The sequence below is a fragment of the Desulfovibrio desulfopostgatei genome (genome assembly GCF_053570645.1).
This window is the reverse complement of sequence record NZ_JBRBQS010000002.1, coordinates 1,541,854-1,558,852: the sequence shown is the minus strand read 5'-3', so window position 1 is coordinate 1,558,852 and position 16,999 is coordinate 1,541,854. Positions and strand designations below refer to the sequence as shown.

The 16,999-nt window shown below is 52.8% G+C and carries 11 protein-coding genes; 8 read left to right on the top strand and 3 right to left on the bottom strand.

The features are described 5' to 3' along the window. Positions 1-131: 131 nt before the first annotated feature. From ACUZ9Q_RS06900 to ACUZ9Q_RS06875, 6 genes are all read left to right on the top strand, one after another. The gene (locus tag ACUZ9Q_RS06900) at positions 132-1,751 is read left to right on the top strand and encodes a peptide chain release factor 3 (protein WP_308584331.1); all 1,620 of its coding nucleotides are present in this window, start codon (positions 132-134) and stop codon (positions 1,749-1,751) included. A gap of 328 nt (positions 1,752-2,079) precedes the next feature. Further along, complete coding sequence (locus tag ACUZ9Q_RS06895; protein ID WP_323391352.1) at positions 2,080-3,183, top strand: SGNH/GDSL hydrolase family protein; 1,104 nt, start codon at positions 2,080-2,082, stop codon at positions 3,181-3,183. Then, positions 3,183-3,593 carry an SxtJ family membrane protein gene (locus ACUZ9Q_RS06890; protein ID WP_215646578.1) on the top strand — a complete coding sequence of 137 codons (411 nt, stop codon included), beginning with the start codon at positions 3,183-3,185 and terminating at the stop codon, positions 3,591-3,593. The genes ACUZ9Q_RS06895 and ACUZ9Q_RS06890 overlap by 1 nt, the downstream gene beginning before the upstream one ends. 24 nt (positions 3,594-3,617) lie before the next feature. Beyond that, the gene (locus ACUZ9Q_RS06885) at positions 3,618-3,767 is read left to right on the top strand and encodes a DUF5989 family protein (protein ID WP_192111728.1); all 150 of its coding nucleotides are present in this window, start codon (positions 3,618-3,620) and stop codon (positions 3,765-3,767) included. A gap of 48 nt (positions 3,768-3,815) precedes the next feature. Beyond that, on the top strand, positions 3,816-5,675 hold the full coding sequence (locus ACUZ9Q_RS06880) for a carbamoyltransferase family protein (protein WP_449247587.1): 1,860 nt from the start codon (positions 3,816-3,818) through the stop codon (positions 5,673-5,675). Between the two features lie 804 nt (positions 5,676-6,479). After that, positions 6,480-7,544, top strand: a complete 1,065-nt coding sequence (locus tag ACUZ9Q_RS06875; RefSeq protein WP_449247586.1) for a diguanylate cyclase — start codon at positions 6,480-6,482, stop codon at positions 7,542-7,544. A 36-nt stretch (positions 7,545-7,580) separates the two neighbouring features. Here the strand turns inward: ACUZ9Q_RS06875 and brnQ are convergent, their stop codons facing one another. Continuing rightward, a complete protein-coding gene (gene brnQ, locus ACUZ9Q_RS06870; RefSeq protein WP_192111725.1) occupies positions 7,581-8,882 on the bottom strand; it encodes a branched-chain amino acid transport system II carrier protein in 1,302 nt (433 codons plus the stop codon). Positions 8,883-9,163: 281 nt separating this feature from the next. Continuing rightward, positions 9,164-9,592 carry a TOBE domain-containing protein gene (locus ACUZ9Q_RS06865; protein ID WP_215646587.1) on the bottom strand — a complete coding sequence of 143 codons (429 nt, stop codon included), beginning with the start codon at positions 9,590-9,592 and terminating at the stop codon, positions 9,164-9,166. 454 nt (positions 9,593-10,046) lie between these two features. Here ACUZ9Q_RS06865 and ACUZ9Q_RS06860 point away from each other — a divergent pair, with 454 nt between their 5' ends. Then, entirely contained in the window at positions 10,047-11,420 is a 1,374-nt protein-coding gene (locus tag ACUZ9Q_RS06860; RefSeq protein WP_215646589.1) for a dihydrolipoyl dehydrogenase family protein, read from the top strand. Between the two features lie 215 nt (positions 11,421-11,635). Next, the gene (gdhA, locus tag ACUZ9Q_RS06855; protein WP_227119407.1) at positions 11,636-12,985 is read left to right on the top strand and encodes an NADP-specific glutamate dehydrogenase; all 1,350 of its coding nucleotides are present in this window, start codon (positions 11,636-11,638) and stop codon (positions 12,983-12,985) included. Between the two features lie 152 nt (positions 12,986-13,137). On the opposite strand, the gene ACUZ9Q_RS06850 is transcribed toward gdhA, so the two are convergent. Then, positions 13,138-16,923, bottom strand: coding sequence for a hypothetical protein (locus tag ACUZ9Q_RS06850; protein WP_308584343.1), 3,786 nt, complete (start codon positions 16,921-16,923; stop codon positions 13,138-13,140). Positions 16,924-16,999 lie beyond the last annotated feature (76 nt).

Genomic DNA, 16,999 nt, shown 5'->3' with positions numbered 1-16,999 from the left:
CATTCGCCGTGCTGCTTTTTTGCCGGGTCCGCGCAGCCAGCCATCGCTTAATGCGGCAGGCCTTTGCGCCGCTATGCAGCCGGATTCTGACCCACCGGCACACTCCTGACCTCTGAATTCCAGGCAGATTTATGCAAACAAACATATCATCGGCCATGAGTCGCGAAGCGCTCAGACGCCGCACTTTCGGCATTATTTCCCACCCTGACGCAGGCAAGACAACCCTCACGGAAAAGCTGCTGCTGTTCGGCGGAGCCATCCAGATGGCGGGCGCGGTCAAGGCCAAAAAGGCCCAGCGCCATGCCACTTCTGACTGGATGGAAGTTGAACGCGAGCGCGGCATTTCCGTTTCATCCTCGGTGATGAAGTTCACCTACGCCGATCATATCATCAATCTGCTTGATACGCCCGGTCACCAGGACTTTTCGGAAGATACCTACCGCGTGCTCACGGCTGTGGACTCCGCCCTCATGGTCATTGACTCGGTCAAGGGTGTTGAAACGCAGACCCGCAAGCTCATGGAAGTGTGCCGCATGCGCGACACGCCCATTTTGACCTTTATCAACAAGCTTGACCGCGAAGGCCGCGATGCCTTTGACCTTTTGAGCGATATTGAGCAGACACTGGGCATTCAGGCCGCGCCCATGACCTGGCCCATTGGCATGGGCAAGAGCTTTCAGGGTGTGTACGATATCGAGCGTCAGGCCATCCGTTTTTTTGCGGAGGACGGCAAAAAGACCTCCCGCCCCAAGGAAGCCCTGGTCATCAATGGACTGAACGATCCGCAACTTGCCGAACTGATTGGTGAAGACGCCGCCGAGCAACTGCGCACGGAGATTGACCTGCTGGAAGGCGCGGGCTTTCCTTTTGACAAGGAACTGTACCTCAAGGGCAAGCAGACGCCGGTGTTTTTTGGCAGCGCGGTCAACAATTTCGGCGTTCAGGAACTGCTCGACACTCTTGTACGTCTTGCCCCCGGCCCAATCCCCCGCGTGGCGGAATGCGCCACGGGCGAACGCGTGGTCAATCCGCTTGAAGAAGATTTTTCCGGCGTTGTTTTCAAGATTCAGGCAAACATGGACCCCGCCCACCGCGACAGAATTGCCTTTATGCGCATATGTTCCGGCAGGTTCGAGCGCGGCATGAAGGTCAAGCACCACCGCATCGGCAAAGAGGTGCAGCTTTCGCGGGCAATCACCTTTATGGCGCAAGACCGTGAAGGCGTTGAAGATGCATGGCCAGGCGACATTATCGGTTTGCATAACCACGGTACCCTGAAAATCGGCGACACGCTCACAACATCGGAGCCGCTCAAGTTTACGGGGATTCCCAACTTTTCGCCCGAGCATTTTCGCCGTGTGCAGCTGGCTGACCCCCTGCGCTCCAAGCAGCTTGCCAAAGGCCTGAAACAGCTTGCGGAAGAAGGGGCCATTCAGGTTTTTCGCCCGATCACAGACAGCTCGCACATTCTTGGCGCGGTTGGCGTGCTGCAGTTTGACGTTATCATTGCCCGGCTCAAGGCCGAATACGGCGTTATCGCCCTGTACGAGCCCTGCCCCATTTCTGCCGCGCGCTGGATAACCTCCAGTGACCGGGCGGCGCTGGAGTCCTTTAAATCCGACCAGCAGTCAAACCTCGCCTACGATGGCGACGACTGCCTTGCCATCCTTTCCAGCAGCGAGTGGCGGCTCTCGCGGATTATTGAAGAATGGCCGCAGATAACCTTTCACACCACACGTGAAATCAGATAGGCGGACAAAAACTTCATCTGTTCGCATCTGCATAAAATTGAATAACCGCACAAAATCCTGCAAAAACGGATTTTTGTGCGGTTATTTTCAATTCTGATTACATAGTGAGGTGCCGCAGGCCGCGCCTTACGGGGATATAGAGTTTCTGCCCCCGCAAAACCGTGCTTGAAAAGTTGTCAAAGCAGGCATATATGGTCTACTTGATTATGCTCGCGCTTTGGCCTTTTTGTTCAGGTACCGCCTTCGGTGAGGAAGCCCACACGCCTGAACCCCGAAACTTTCTTTCAACCACTCCTTTATGCTAAAAAGATTCCTGATTTTTCTGTTTATGCTGATAGCCATGCTTGAGGTGGCATCCTATTTCTACATCAAGTATATAAACACAAACATTCAGATGCCGTCTTACAGCCTGGTGAACGTTAACAGCAAGTTCTGGACGTTCAGCGACGAGCATTTTGGCGTATGGCACCACCCTTCATCCACATATTTGCACAAAAAGCCCTGCTTTACGGCCCAGTACGCTTCCAATGCCTTTGGCATGCGCGACAAGGAGCGCACCAAGGATGCAGACCAGCCGCGCGTTGTTATTCTGGGTGATTCTTTTATTGAAGGATGGGGCAACAGGTCAGAAGACAGACTCTCCAACCTGCTTGAGGCTTCGACCGGCAAGGAAGTGCTCAATTTTGGCACGTCCGGCGGCTTTGGCACCATTCAGGAATGGCTGCAATACAAGCATATGGTTAAACAGTTCAGGCACGATGTCGTTCTGCTGGGCATTCTGCCCCGCAATGATTTTGAAGATAACAGCCTGGATTTCTACTACACGCAGGACACGGACGATTACCGCCCATATCTGGTTGGCGATTATCCTGATTACAAGCTTTTTTACCCGGTTAAAAAGCTGCCCCAGCCTACAAAAGTTCAGGCCTTGGCAAAGAGCTTCAAGCTCACCCTGCTGGAATGGAGCTGTCTGTACCGGGTTGCTATTTACCTGAATGATTTCAAGATCGAAAACATGAAGCTTGTCCCTCGCTGGACACCCGAGAATACCAATGATCCTTCGGGCGGCTCCATGTACTATTCTGTGCCCGAGAACGAATGGAACATCATGCGCTATTCACTCGAGCAGCTTGTGGCCGAAGCGGGGAACCGCAAGGTTATTCTGTTCACCATTCCTGCCTATCAGGATTTTGAACACTATGACGGCAAGGAGCCGCCCCTTGCCCGCAAGCTGCGCGAACTGGCTGGCCGCACAGGCGCGACTTATGTGGACTTGATGCCTGCCATGCTTGCACGCGGCGTCAAATACCCCGACCTGTATTTCAGTTGCGACAAGCACTGGAATGCCTTTGGCAACGCTGTTGCCGCAGACATTCTTGAGCCATACGTGCGCGACGCCCTGCAATCATCCCCCGCTGCAAGAGGAAACTGATGCAACACCGCAAACTACATTTCGGCTTTTTGCCTGCTGCCGTGAGCAACAAGGAATGCGCCGATACCGCTATGGCCATGACATTGATATGTCTGTTGGCCGTCATGTTTACCAAGTCGCTCACCCTGTTGCCCCTTGCTCTGGGGCTGCTGCTGGCGGGCATGATCTGGCCTCGTCTGTATTCGCCTTTGGCAAAGCTCTGGCTTGGTCTTTCCCTGCTGCTTGGCTCCATCATGTCGCGCCTGCTGCTGAGCGTCATATTTTTTGTTATTGTGACCCCGCTGGCTCTTGTCATGCGCCTTTTCGGGCATGACCCCATGCGCCGCAAAGGCTGGAAAAAAAGCATGGATTCCACCTTTGTTTCGCGCGACCATACCTTTGAAGCAAAAGATCTGGAACATCCGTTTTAGGATTTGTTCCTTCAGGAGATATCAATGGATTTTCTTAAAGACCTGCTGCAATTTTTTATGCAGCGCAAAAAATTCTGGCTGCTTCCCCTTGTGCTCGTTCTGCTGCTGTTTGGCGTACTTGTGGTGATGACCAGCGGCTCGGCCATAGCGCCTTTTATTTATTCTGTTTTTTAACAGCATCTGGTCAGGCGCACCCAGCGCCGACGACACATGGGAGCCTTCATGCCCAGAGCCATTCTTGGCATTTCTGCCTATTATCACGACTCCGCAGCCGTGCTGCTGGTGGACGGCAAAATTGTGGCAGCCGCTCACGAAGAGCGCTTTTCGCGCGTCAAACACGATTCCGGATTTCCCAGCCACGCTGCCGCCTACGTGCTGCGCGAGGGCGGGCTGAATATTGCCGATCTTGAGGCTGTAGCTTTTTACGACAAGCCCTACCTCAAGTTCGAGCGCCTGCTTGAAACCTACAACGGCTTTGCCCCGGCTGGCCTGCGCAGCTTTCTTTCTGCCATTCCCGTCTGGATCAAGGAAAAGCTGTTCATGCGCTCCATGCTGCGCGAGGCCATAGCCAAGCTCGGCCCCGGCTCGCCCAAGATGCTTTTTCCGGAGCATCATCTTTCGCACGCTGCCAGCGCCTTTTATCCCTCGCCCTTTGACAGGGCCGCCATCCTGACCATTGACGGCGTTGGCGAATGGGCAACCACAACCATTGGCCTTGGCGAGAACGACAGCATCCGCATTCTCAAAGAACAGCAGTTCCCGCACTCGCTGGGCCTGCTCTACACGGCTTTTACCGCTTACTGCGGCTTCAAGGTCAATTCGGGCGAATACAAGCTCATGGGGCTTGCGCCTTACGGCGATGGCGACATGGAGCTTGTGGAAAGGCTTAAAAAAGCCATCTGCGACAGCCTTGTGGACATTCGCGAAGACGGCTCCCTGCTGTTGAACATGGAATACTTTGACTATGCCACCGGCCTGCGCATGTACAAGCGCGACAAGTGGGAAAAGCTTCTGGGTATTCCCCCACGCGATGCGGAGAGCGAAATCGGCCAGAAATACATGGCCCTGGCGCTGGCTATCCAGCAGGTAACGGAAGACATCGTGCTCAAGCTGGCTCGCACAGCCCGCGAGCTGACCGGCTGCGACAATCTGGTCATGGCGGGCGGCGTGGCCCTGAACTGCGTTGCCAATGGCCTGCTGATACGCAGCGGCATTTTCAAGAATGTGTGGATTCAGCCCGCCTCCGGCGACTCTGGCGGCGCGCTGGGCGCTGCGCAGGCTGCCTGGCACATATGGGGCGGCAACGAGCGCCCTTCCCCCAACGGTATTGATGCCATGCAAGGCTCCTATCTTGGGCCGGAGTTTTCGCGCAACGACATTCTGCGGGTCGCGCGCCGTTTTGACGCGCCCTATACTGAATACACCAACCTCGAGGAACTCTACTCCACGGTGGCCCAGCATCTGGCGGACGGCGCTGTGGTTGGCTGGTTTCAGGGCCGCATGGAATACGGCCCCCGCGCCTTGGGCGACAGGTCTATTCTGGGTGACCCCAGAAGACCTGAAATGCAAAAAAAGCTGAACCTCAAGATCAAGTTTCGCGAGGGGTTCCGACCCTTTGCGCCTTCTGTGCTTGAAGAATACTGCGCCGAATGGTTTGATCTTGACGCCAAGTCGCCCTACATGCTGGTGTGCGCTCCTGTGGCGCAGAAGCACCGCACGCAACTGCCGGAAAACGTGCGCGAGCTGCCGCTCTACGACAGGCTGTATCTGCAACGCTCCACGGTCCCGGCCATCACGCATGTAGACTGGTCTGCCCGCATCCAGAGCGTTTCGCGCAGCACCAATCCCCGTTACTGGGGGCTGATAGACACGTTCCGGCGTGAGCAGGGCTGCCCCATGGTCGTTAACACCAGCTTTAACGTGCGTGGCGAACCCATTGTCTGCACTCCTCTGGATGCCTATACCTGCTTTATGCGTACAGAGATGGACTTTCTTGTGCTTGGCGACATGATTTTTGACAAGCGTAACCAGCCAGAGTGGCTGGAAAATGTAGACTTCAAGTCCATTTTCACACTCGACTGACGCATAGCTGCATTATAAAAACACCAAACAACAAGAGCGGAACTCCCAAATGGGGGTTCCGCTCTTGTTGTATACGTGTAAACAACACGCTGCCCAAATGGTCGTGACGCTGTTATAGTAAAACAATAAACGCTATTGATAATTGTTCATTTAACAGGGCAATCTTGTTGCCGTCCTTTGCAATATTATATAATTTAAATGATGATATGTTATTATTACTATAAATAATCACACCAGATATATTTCCAGTTTGTTTCAGGTAAATTTGGAGCTAAAGTGGAATTTCATATTCCAACAATGTTCGTGATGCTGGTCGCCGGTTGTATTACACTTGCGGTGTCTGCACTTGCGGCTTCTGAACGCCATGCGGGCGATGGTTTGCGCGAATGGGGTTTGGCCCTGTGCATCCATGCCACAAGTTATATTCTCTTTGCACTGCGCGAAACTATCCCTGGTTTTTTATCTATTGTATGTGCGAATGCCTTGTTTTCTATTTCATATGCAATTTTTTACTATGCTGTTCATATTTTTCTTGGGGTACATCCGAAATACAGATTTCTGTTCTGGGGGCCACCCCTTATTATTACTGTTGGCGTGCTCGTTTTCTTTGACTCAGTCATATTTCGCGTGCTGTTGGTCAATGCCATGTTGGCTTTTCAGGGATTCCTGGTGCAAAAGGCGCTGTTAAGCTACAAGTTTGATTTTTCTGTGCGTGGACGCAACCTGATGCTCTTTGGCATTGGGCTGTCAATTATCACACTTGCGTGGAAATTCTGTGTAGCCATTGTTGCACCCCATCAGATAATGAGCATTTTTCAGACCTCTCCGGTTCAGGTAACGCTCTATATTGTCACCTTTATTTCCTTGATCATGGTGTCAACCGGCTTTGCGCTCATGGCAAAGGAGCGCTCGGATGCGGCCTTGCGCAAGGCTGCCCTGCTGGACAGACTGACCGGCTGCTGGAACCGTGTGCGCATTGAAGAAATATTGCAGCAGGAAATGGCGCGCATGCACCGCTATGGGCATCCGGTTACCTTGTTGATGCTGGATCTGGACAACTTCAAGCGCATCAATGACCAGTTCGGGCACCTTGCTGGCGATGAAGTGCTACGAGGTTTTGGGAGGATGCTGCGCACCGACATACGCGCAATTGACGTTCCGGGGCGCTGGGGCGGGGAAGAATTTGTTGTGGTTTTGCCCTCATCCACTTTTTTTGATGCAGTAACCCTCGCGGAGCACATACGTGATCATCTTGAAAAATTTAGCTTTTCTTTCAATTCAAGGGTTACTGTCAGCATTGGCGTGGCAGCCTGTCGGGCAACGGACACAGTGGAAGAATGGATGCAACGAGCAGATATGGCTCTGTACAGAGCCAAAATTGGCGGCCGCAATCAGGTCATAGTGGAGGATCTGGACGGCAGTATCAGCAATTTTATTTGCAGCCCTTCAAGCGCATTGCGCCTTCAGTGGAGCGACACATACGAATGCGGGCATGATGAAATTGACCGGCAGCACCGCAACCTCTTTGCAACAGTCAACAACCTGCTGCAACTGGACAGTTCCGGCGCTGACAAAAAAACAATTGGCACCGCCGTTGAAGGCCTGCTGGCGGACACGGTGGAGCATTTTCAGTTTGAGGAGTACATTCTGAACCAGATTGGATACCCGGATGCGCCTTCGCACATACAGGCACATCAACACCTGCTGGACAGGGCTAACGTTCTGCTGGCCCAGTATCAACGCAACGGCGCAGACCTCGCGGCACTTCTGCGCTTCATGATTTACGAGCTGACAGCCCAGCACATCATGATTGACGACAGATGCTTTGGCAAAATTGACGCCGCAGCGCCTGAAATACCGGCTCCGTAAGGCGGCTGCATACCTGCCAGCGCCGACTGCCTGAAATTAAGCCTTGCCCCTGCCCTGCCGTACAAAAAATCCCGCAATGCCAAAAATCAGGGCGGGTAAAATCCAGCCAAGCCCCACAGATTCAAAAGGCAGCATGGCCGTCAGCCCAACGGGCAGCCCAAAATCTTCAAGCACGCTCAGGCCGCTGCTCAGCAAAGCGCCAACGGTGGCAAAACGAAAGATGTTGTCGTTCTTGATGAACTTGTCAAACAGTGAAAGCACGATAACAGCGAGAGTGCCGGGGTACAGAAAGATCAGCACCGGGGCCGCAAGGGAAATGATGCTGTCGAGCCCCACGTTGGAGATCACCATGCTGAACAGGCCAGTGGTGACGGCCACCGCCCGGTAACTGAATCGCCCTTTGCTGAACTGCGAAATAAAGGTACCGGTGGTGCCGATCAGCCCCACCGCTGTTGCCATGCACGAAACAGTCATGATCACAGCCAGCAGCACGTTGCTGGCACGGCCAAAAAGCCCGCCCACAAGGCCGGATACCAGCGCGCCCTTTTCCGTATCGGCCGGGTACAAGCCGGAGCCGGTCGCACCAAGGTAGCACAACCCGCCATAGATTATGAACAGCAGCACGCCTGCCACAAGGCTCGACAAGCCAACAGAAAGCGCCTTCTGGCTGCCGGATGTATAGCCCTTGCCCTTGAGCGCATTCACAATAATATACCCGAACACCAGCGAGGCCATGACATCCAGCGTCTGGTATCCGGCGAGGATGCTGTTCCAGGCAACCCTGGCGTCGCGCACGTTGGGATTGATTTCTCCCAGCGGCCACACAACGGCGGCGCACACAATCAGGAAAAAACCGCCGATCTTGATGGGCGAAAGGTAACGGGCAATGGCATCCACCATGTTGGATTCGCGGTATGCCAGCAAGGTCGAAATGCCAAAAAAAGCCACTGAATAGAGCACCTTGGCAAGGCTGAACCCCTTGGACGAATACCCAAGCGGCGCAAAAGAAATGGCAAAGGCAGTGGCCCCGGTGCGCGGGATGGCCAGCAACGGGCCAATGCACAGAATGATTGCCAGCATCATGAGCATTGCAGGGGTTCCGCCAAGCCTGTGGAAAAGCCCTTCCTTTCTGTCAATACAAGAAGAAGCCAGCAAGGCGTATATTGTCAGCAGGGCAAGGCCCACATCTGCCGCGTAATAGCACAAAAAACCCGTGAACCACTGCGTTCCTGCCGTCAGGCCGATGTAAGGGGGAAACACCACGTTTCCCGCGCCAAAAAACATGGCGAACAGCGCCGCCCCAACCACAAAGGAATCGCGCACGAGTTTTTTGTTCATAAAATTCCAGTAGTACGAGTATTACAGGGGCCTGCCCTTTGCCGTGGCACGGTGCAAGCCACCCGCGCCGCCTCAAATATCAGAAGGCGAGGCCGCAGGCTATATGGTCAGGTCATATTTTTTTGGGTCAGACGCGGCAGGCGTTCAAAAATAATAACCTTTCAGCACGTTATTGCGCAGGTCAGAGCAAAAAATTCGGCTCTGCCGTTTATTGCAAACAGCAGAGCCGCTACAGATCAAGGCCAGTGAGAATGGCCCAAACCTAAATTCGATGAATCGATCTACTTGGCTACAGCAAGAATAACCTGCGAGGCCTTAACAATGGCGGTAACCTTTTTGCCAGGTTCCAGGCCAAGGTTCTTGATGCTGCCCATGGTCACAATGGAGGCGATGGAAGCGCCACCGGGCAGTTCAACAATAACCTCGGCATTGACCGCGCCGGGGGTAACCTTGCTCACAGTACCGGCAAACTGGTTGCGTGTGGAGAGCAGGTAGTTTTCTGCATCATTCATCAGCAGCACAAAGCTGGCCTTGATAAGGGCCATTGCGCTGGCGCCGGGCTTGAGGCCAAGATTCTTGGTGCTCACCTTGGTAATGGAAGCAACAATATTGATACCGCCTTCAACTGCCAATTCCACTTCATCATTGACTGCGCCGGAGTTAACGGCAACAACTTTGCCGGAAAAAACGTTCCTTGCACTGGTTTCCATATGATTCTCCTTCAGTTTGCGGAGTGACTGGAATAATCTGGGGGAGGACAACCTCCGCTTTGTATGGAGCAAAACTACAGGCTTTACAGTAAAAAAGCCAACCACTCGCAGCGTTACACAGATAAATATTAATATGCTGTTATTTCATGCAATTAAATCATCCCGATTTTAATTAAATGCGTGATTATAAAAATTATTTTTTGCTATCCCGGTAAAAGCGCTGCGCTTCCCCTATCCTCGGCATATGCAGGCTATCCCCACCGCCAGACCGCGCATGGTGACAATGTGCTCAAGACACCGTACCATGCTCAGCCACAAGCCGTTCGTTACTGCACCCAGTGCTGGACCTGCGGCCTTCCTCTAATAACAGCAGCCTTCAGTAGGGCCATAAACTGGCACGCCGTGATAAACATGCGTGTGCCACATGCCCAACTGCCAATATCCGGAGAAGCGCATGAATACATTTGATGTTGTCATTATCGGCGGCGGGCCAGGCGGAGCCAAGGCCGCAGGCATACTTGCCCGTGGCGGAAAATCCGTTGCGCTGGTTGAAAACACCCATATGGGCGGCGTATGCCTTAACTGCGGCTGCATTCCCACCAAGCTGCTGCTGGGCGCAACCGCTCCAAAAGGATTGTTGCGCGGTCTTGAGCGCCAACGCGTTGCCAAAGGCAATATTGAAGTGGATTACGATGCTCTGCAAAAACGCATCCAGCGTTTTGTCAAAGCATCATCCCAGACCCTGAGCAAGGGGCTGGAACAGCTTGGCGTAACGCTTATTGAAGGCCATGCAGCATGCGTCAGCCCCTCTGAGGTTACGGTGACAGGCGCTGACGGCACCGTGCAGAATCTGCAGGCAGAGCACATCATCCTTGCTGGCGGTTCCCGCTCCGCCGCATTCCCCGGCATGACGCCCGACCATGATGCCGTTCTGGACAGCACGGACATGCTGCGCGTGCCTGCCATACCGGAAAGCCTGATTGTTGTGGGCGCGGGGGCTATCGGCCTTGAAATGGCCGACTTTTTCAACGCAATGGGCAGCAAGGTCACCATTGTAGAAGCCGCACCCCACCTTGCCCCAACGGAAGATGCCGATCTTGGTCAGGAAATGGCCAAGCTTCTTGGCAAAACCGGCATAACCTGCATCACAGGCGTTAAAGCGGCATCGCTCACAACGCGCGAGGGCGCGGCTGTGCTCGTGCTTGAGGACGGCAGGGAACTGACCGCCGCCAAGGCCCTTGTTGCGGTAGGCAGAACGCCCAATACGGATACTCTTGGAGCGGAAAAAGCCGGATGCACGCTTCAGGCGCGCGGATTCATCACTGTTGACGAGCATCTTATGGCTGCCCCCAATGTTTATGCCATTGGCGACATCAACGGGCAAACCCTGTTGGCGCATGCTGCGGAGCATCAGGGCGCGTATGTGGCGCGGCGCATTATTGGAGCGCAAAGCGGCCCCTACGCTTCCGGGCCGGTGCCTTCCTGCGTTTACGGCAGCCTGGAAATCATGCGTGTGGGCCTTACCGCGCGGCAGGCCCTGGCACTGTGCGGGCCGGTGGCTGTTTCCAGGGCGCAACTCATGGGCAACGCCATTGCCCAGGCCGGAGGCGATGCGTCGGGTTTTATCAAGATCGTGTGGCAGAACGACAGCATTGTCGGCATTGCCGCTCTGGGGCACGGGGTTTCGCACCTTGTCACAGCGGCGCAGTTGCTGCTCATAGGGCAATACCACGGCTCTGCGCTCAATGCCTTCATGTTTGCGCACCCGACACTGGACGAAGCGTTACACTCTGCGCTGGAAGCTCCACAAGAACCTTTTGCTGGCTGATCCAGAAATTTCCGCTTTCCCGGCCATTCAGCCCCGGTCAGCCCATTAAGCCGACCGGGGCTTTTTGTTGTAAGCGTCACATTCCTCATATCGGATTAGGTATTTTTTTAAATTCTTGTCAAACTGCATCATCTTGTCTAAAAAAAACCTGCTTGAATCAATGTTATGCGGAAGTTTTTTCGTGCAATCCTTACCCCCCCTATCAGGAGAGCAACATGCCTTATGTTGAGCGAGTGTTAAATAACCTTAAAGAAACCTATCCCCATGAACCTGTTTTTTTGCAGGCAGTGCAAGAGGTGTTGCAAAGTCTGCAACCCATCCTGGACAAGCAAACTGAATACGCAAAAATGAAAATCCTTGAGCGGATTGTGGAGCCGGAACGCTGCGTCTCCTTCCGCGTGCAATGGATGGACGATGCAGGACAGGTTCAGGTTAACCGGGGGTACCGGGTTCAGTACAACTCGGCTCTGGGCCCGTTCAAGGGCGGCCTGCGCTTTCACCCCAGCGTGAATCAGGGCGTGCTGAAATTTCTTGGCTTTGAGCAGATTTTCAAAAACTCGCTCTCGGGCCTTGCCATCGGCGGGGCCAAGGGTGGCTCGGATTTCAACCCCAAGGGTAAATCCAAGACGGAAATCATGCGGTTCTGTCAGGCATTCATGACGGAACTCTGGACGCATATTGGCGCAACCGTTGACGTGCCTGCTGGCGATATTGGCGTGGGCAGCCAGGAAATCAGCTTTCTTTTTGGGCAGTACAAACGCCTGACCCGGCGCTACGAAGGCGTACTCACCGGCAAAAACCTGCTCTTTGGCGGCTCGCTGGCGCGGCCTGAAGCCACAGGCTACGGCGCTGTGTATTTTGCCCAGGCCATGCTTGATGCACGCGGCCAGAGCCTTGAAGGCAAGGTCTGCACTGTCTCCGGCGCGGGCAACGTGGCTATCCACTGCTGCCAAAAGCTTATTCAGGTGGGCGCAAAACCCGTGACCGTTTCCGACTCGCGCGGCATGATCTATGACCCTGAAGGCATCAGGCTGGACGTGCTCAAGCAGGTGAAAGAAATCGAGCGCGGCCCCCTCACCCGCTATGCGGATCTGGTTTCTTCCGCCAAGTACACGCCTGTGGCGGCCTATCCCGCAGGGCGCAATGCCGTGTGGAACGTGCCCTGCTTTGCGGCTTTTCCCTGCGCGACGCAGAACGAACTGAACCTCGCGGACGCGGAAACCCTGCTTGCCAACGGCTGCGGTTGCGTGGCGGAAGGTGCAAACATGCCCTCTACGCTTGACGCAGTGCATGCCTTTATTGCTTCCGGCATTGCCTACGGCCCAGCCAAAGCAGCCAACGCGGGCGGTGTGTCTGTCAGCCAGCTTGAAATGGCGCAGAATGCCAGCATGCAGCGCTGGACGTTTGAAGCGGTGGACAACCAGCTCAAACACATCATGTATGATATTCACCAGCGCGCCGCCGCCACTGCCGCAGAATTCGGGCAGAAGGGCAACCTTGTGATGGGCGCGAACATTGCGGGCTTCCGCAAGGTGGCTGACGCCATGATCGCCTTAGGCGTATAACACTACGGTTGGCAGCCTGACCTAAGGATGCCTGCCTGGCAAGTATGATAAAAAGCCTGTTGTATTCGGAATGTGTTCTGTTCAGGAATATTCCGCGACGCAACAGGCTTTTTCTGTTTATTATAGGCTATATGCGCCATCGAGCCATGTCATTATGGATGCCATCGCTCATCAATGGCGGCTTCTTCATCGTGTCGGCGAGCATCGTGTTCATAACTTTCAGCTATCACAATAAGCTGCGCGGAAATTCTTGGATAAATGGTGCCATACTTTACAGCCAGATTGCGATACTCGCCTGCCAGAGCACGCTCCTGAGCACCGCCATCAAATGGATATCTGCTAGTAGTACCTCTGGCATTATGAACCCCTAGTCCTAACCGTCGGAGGATCCCGCCATATTCTGGTCTATTAAGAAGGTCTAATACACACACGGGCAGCCATTGATCCCATGAGCGATGCCTAGCAACGCGCCCAAAAAGTTCCGCCAGGTGAACTTCGGCTACTTCTTTTCGGCTTACTTCAGCGGCGCTATGTAGGGTCTGCTCTACCCAGGCAACAAGTTTATCTGGATCAACCTCCCCATCCGTATGACTTCCTGGGATAAGGTTCCAACTTTCCAGCACATAAAAAGCCATGTCCGCCAAAATTTTTTTTTGTTCTACATCCGAGTCCGCATCAAACTCATTGGCCCCATCCTTACGTTGATAGAGCCAAGTAAGCAGTTGTACAAAAGATTCTGGATTGCGAGACAGCTCACGATGTACTGCGAGTATCCTTCCAAACCCACTTTGTCCTCCACTACAAAGCGCAGAGATAAAAGGAATTTCAAGCTGCATTAATTGATTCTCAGAAATACACCCAGCTTTTTCAATATACTGTAATATCTCGTCAAGGGCATATGAAGATGGGAGTAGACCTTCAGGCTCATCCCCTTGCGCAATTCCTTGTAAAATGTGTTCCCACAAATCTGGCGATATGCGGTCAGGCAAATCATGTACTGCTACAAATGCTGAGCGTGGCCTTTTTGCCTCTAAGAGTTTTTTAATGCCAAACCTGACCTCATCAATTGGTGTGTCGTCCCAAATAGAAAGTGATACCGTATTCCAATAGATAGCCGCAAGTTCTTCACCCATAGTCTCTGCAACTCGCCATCCAGAAGGGATACCGGGTAAGGCTTTTACAAAACGCTGCTGCTTGTCAAAGGAATCAAGGACAAGTCTTTCATTTAAGACTGTGACGACAGCAGGTAAGTTATTCCACGCGGAGGTCAAAAGCACTTGCCGCAAAAATGCGTCCGCAGCAATACTCGGCGCTTCAGCGAGAACAAGACTAATCCATTCAGCGATATTTGAAGGATATGTATCAGGTTGTACTAGAGCCTGAGCAGCGATCTCAGGGAACGTCACAGCAAGAGCAAACCTTAGGGCTTGTTCTTTGCCTTGGTAATGTGCAATTTCAGCAATAGCATCTTGACGCCGTTGTTGAAGGCAAGCGGCACGTTCTTTAAAAGGAGGTTTCTCTTCGTTTTCGTCTTCATTAAATACGCGCCAATCAATGTAATGGCTGTCAAAAAGCCATCGGTGTCGAGCAGTCAACTCAACTGGTTCAAGTGCAGATTCTATCTGGAGAAATGCCATAGCCTGGCTTACGTCATTTTTGTCTTGGTAGACACGCTGAACACCATTGAGACGCACATCACTTCTCAGCTCTGCCTTTTCCTCATCATCCGCACTCATTGCCCAACGCTGCACTTCTTCTACCAATCGGATCAAATCATTGGAGTGCAGCCGTGTGGCTGCTTTCAAGACAACTTTCAATTCTGACTTATCAAACGGGCAAAGATCTAAAATGAGACGACTTGCCTCAGTAGCAGCCAGCATCACATCCCCAGGTGTTGGGACTGGAACTTCAACTTTCAAGGTTCGCCATTCTGGCCGCAGATTCTTTATTGCAAGCTGTCCCATGTACTGCGGGAGCAGAGAAATGCACACATTGATAATAGGTTTTCTGAATCGTTCGGCAAGATCGCGCAGGACCACCATTCTTGCGTCAATACCTAGTGTTGTACCAGGTAGCCAAACACGGAACAAAGACTGAGCGGTTGATTTTGGGGTGTTCGTCCAATTGTCTTTAGTTTCAAAACGACAGAGTCCAAAAATAATCTGCGCAACACGAGAAAAATACTCAGGATGCCATGCCAACATTTCTAGCGCCCAAAGCAGGTCTGTACGCAGGCATTCACCACTGATGCCGCCGTTTGTAGTGCCCATAATTGCGCGGATAGGAGGGTTTGGCTGTAACAGCTCTTCTTCCAGGCACGTAAGAAACTCCTCAGGTGATGCTTCAGCCAGTGCTCGCAAATGTCTACGGATTGTAAGCCAGCGATCTTCATTGGCATTGTGCATTAAAGATCGGACAATAAACCCCACGTGATGCGCACAATTGACGCCCAGCCTGTCACCACAAATGATTCCTCCATGCATAGCCAAGATACATAAGGCATCACCAAAACCTGAGAATAATTCCTTAGAGCAACTAGGGGATTTACCAAGAACTTGAGCCATCCACCATTGCTCCTGCGGAAGGTCTAGAGCCGGATCACGCTCACCTAGTAGCTCTGGCACCAATTGAAAAAAACGCTCAAGGTCATTGCGCTCAATAAATGGACCCACGGCAAAAAAAGCATCTAGCTGAGAAACGACCTTGGTTACACGGCCATATTTTGCGATGGGGGCATCGTCCAGCGCCAGCAGATCGTCTCTGTTCCGCTTTAGCGTCTCGGCATCTACCTCACCCAAAAGTTCAAGAATTGAGCTATCATCAAAGGAACTCTCTTCCACCCATGCCCCGGCTAGAGCAAAGGGGAGCAAACGCTTGACAGAAGTACGGTTTCGCGCCCAAACAGGCCGCCTGATTTCAGGATCACGCGACAACAGCCGCCGAAGCACCGGCACAGAATGGCCTGTTTGTAGAGCGTTGCGTGCAGCCTCATCTTGCGAGAAGCCCATAGATTCCAAGCCAGACCGAAAGGCTTCGGTAGAAACATGGGAAATGTGCAAAGCATTATCAACTTCAAAACGACCCTTTGGATAAGGCCTGACAACAGTAATTTTTCGCCTATCCCCAAAGTCCAGATCTACACCCGCGGGCACGTCTGCAATGATGAGCAAGTGTGTTGGATTCGATGTTATGCGGGCACTGGCAGATGTTGCGACCAAGGTTCGATCAATCAAATCCACTGCATTCGACTCAAGCAACGTTGCGACAACAAATGCCGCAGCTTCTTGCCTGTCGTCTGCCATAACAGGAATTACGGACTCTTCTTTTCGTAGTCGTTCAAGTAGAGTCTGCCTTTCATCATGACGTCTAATAGTGACTAAAGAGGTTGCCAAAGGAGGATCAGTCACCGTTGCCCAGCGATTCCACCACTCTTGAGGCGTCAACAAACTTGGACAAGCAAGCCCTAGTAGCTCACCCAACCACCTGGAAGTCACAGGGGCTTCTTCAAGCCATGTTTCCAAGTCGATTGCGTCATAAGCGTGCACGTTAGCCCAAGATTTTTCTCGGCGACGCTCCTCAAGCCAGTTTTCTTTTTTATTCCAGCGGCGTGGGGTCACAAATATGAAGCTGGCTGCCTTTCGTTCAACCTCTGGAATTCCAGCAGTTCGCTTAATGTAATCGCTGTCAGCCTTTTCACTTGGATTTTGGTTACACCCCATTTCCCAAATACTGCGCCCTTGAGGCACCATCGCAGTTGAAGATTCAGACTCCACTTGGCCGTCTAGGCCAGCTAAATCAACAGCTTCGTTACCGGGAAAGCGTAATGATAAAATCGATGGCGTTGTTTCGCGTATTAGCCTACGGATCAATATGGGCAAATGATCGCGACATTCATGGTGGTCTGCCCATTGCGTGATAGTAATTTCTTTAATCGGCATAAATATTTCTCTTGAAAATAGAGTGTAATTAACATCCGACTCGATTCATGCAATGTGATGCACAGTAGCTATACCA

What these genes read in the sequence shown, in the direction of transcription:
- ACUZ9Q_RS06900 (WP_308584331.1), top strand. Translation starts at nt 132, where the DNA reads ATGCAAACAAACATATCATCGGCCATGAGTCGCGAAGCGCTCAGACGC.
- ACUZ9Q_RS06895 (WP_323391352.1), top strand. Translation starts at nt 2,080, where the DNA reads ATGCTGATAGCCATGCTTGAGGTGGCATCCTATTTCTACATCAAGTAT.
- ACUZ9Q_RS06890 (WP_215646578.1), top strand. Translation starts at nt 3,183, where the DNA reads ATGCAACACCGCAAACTACATTTCGGCTTTTTGCCTGCTGCCGTGAGC.
- ACUZ9Q_RS06885 (WP_192111728.1), top strand. Translation starts at nt 3,618, where the DNA reads ATGGATTTTCTTAAAGACCTGCTGCAATTTTTTATGCAGCGCAAAAAA.
- ACUZ9Q_RS06880 (WP_449247587.1), top strand. Translation starts at nt 3,816, where the DNA reads ATGCCCAGAGCCATTCTTGGCATTTCTGCCTATTATCACGACTCCGCA.
- ACUZ9Q_RS06875 (WP_449247586.1), top strand. Translation starts at nt 6,480, where the DNA reads ATGAGCATTTTTCAGACCTCTCCGGTTCAGGTAACGCTCTATATTGTC.
- brnQ (WP_192111725.1), bottom strand. Translation starts at nt 8,882, where the DNA reads ATGAACAAAAAACTCGTGCGCGATTCCTTTGTGGTTGGGGCGGCGCTG.
- ACUZ9Q_RS06865 (WP_215646587.1), bottom strand. Translation starts at nt 9,592, where the DNA reads ATGGAAACCAGTGCAAGGAACGTTTTTTCCGGCAAAGTTGTTGCCGTT.
- ACUZ9Q_RS06860 (WP_215646589.1), top strand. Translation starts at nt 10,047, where the DNA reads ATGAATACATTTGATGTTGTCATTATCGGCGGCGGGCCAGGCGGAGCC.
- gdhA (WP_227119407.1), top strand. Translation starts at nt 11,636, where the DNA reads ATGCCTTATGTTGAGCGAGTGTTAAATAACCTTAAAGAAACCTATCCC.
- ACUZ9Q_RS06850 (WP_308584343.1), bottom strand. Translation starts at nt 16,923, where the DNA reads ATGCCGATTAAAGAAATTACTATCACGCAATGGGCAGACCACCATGAA.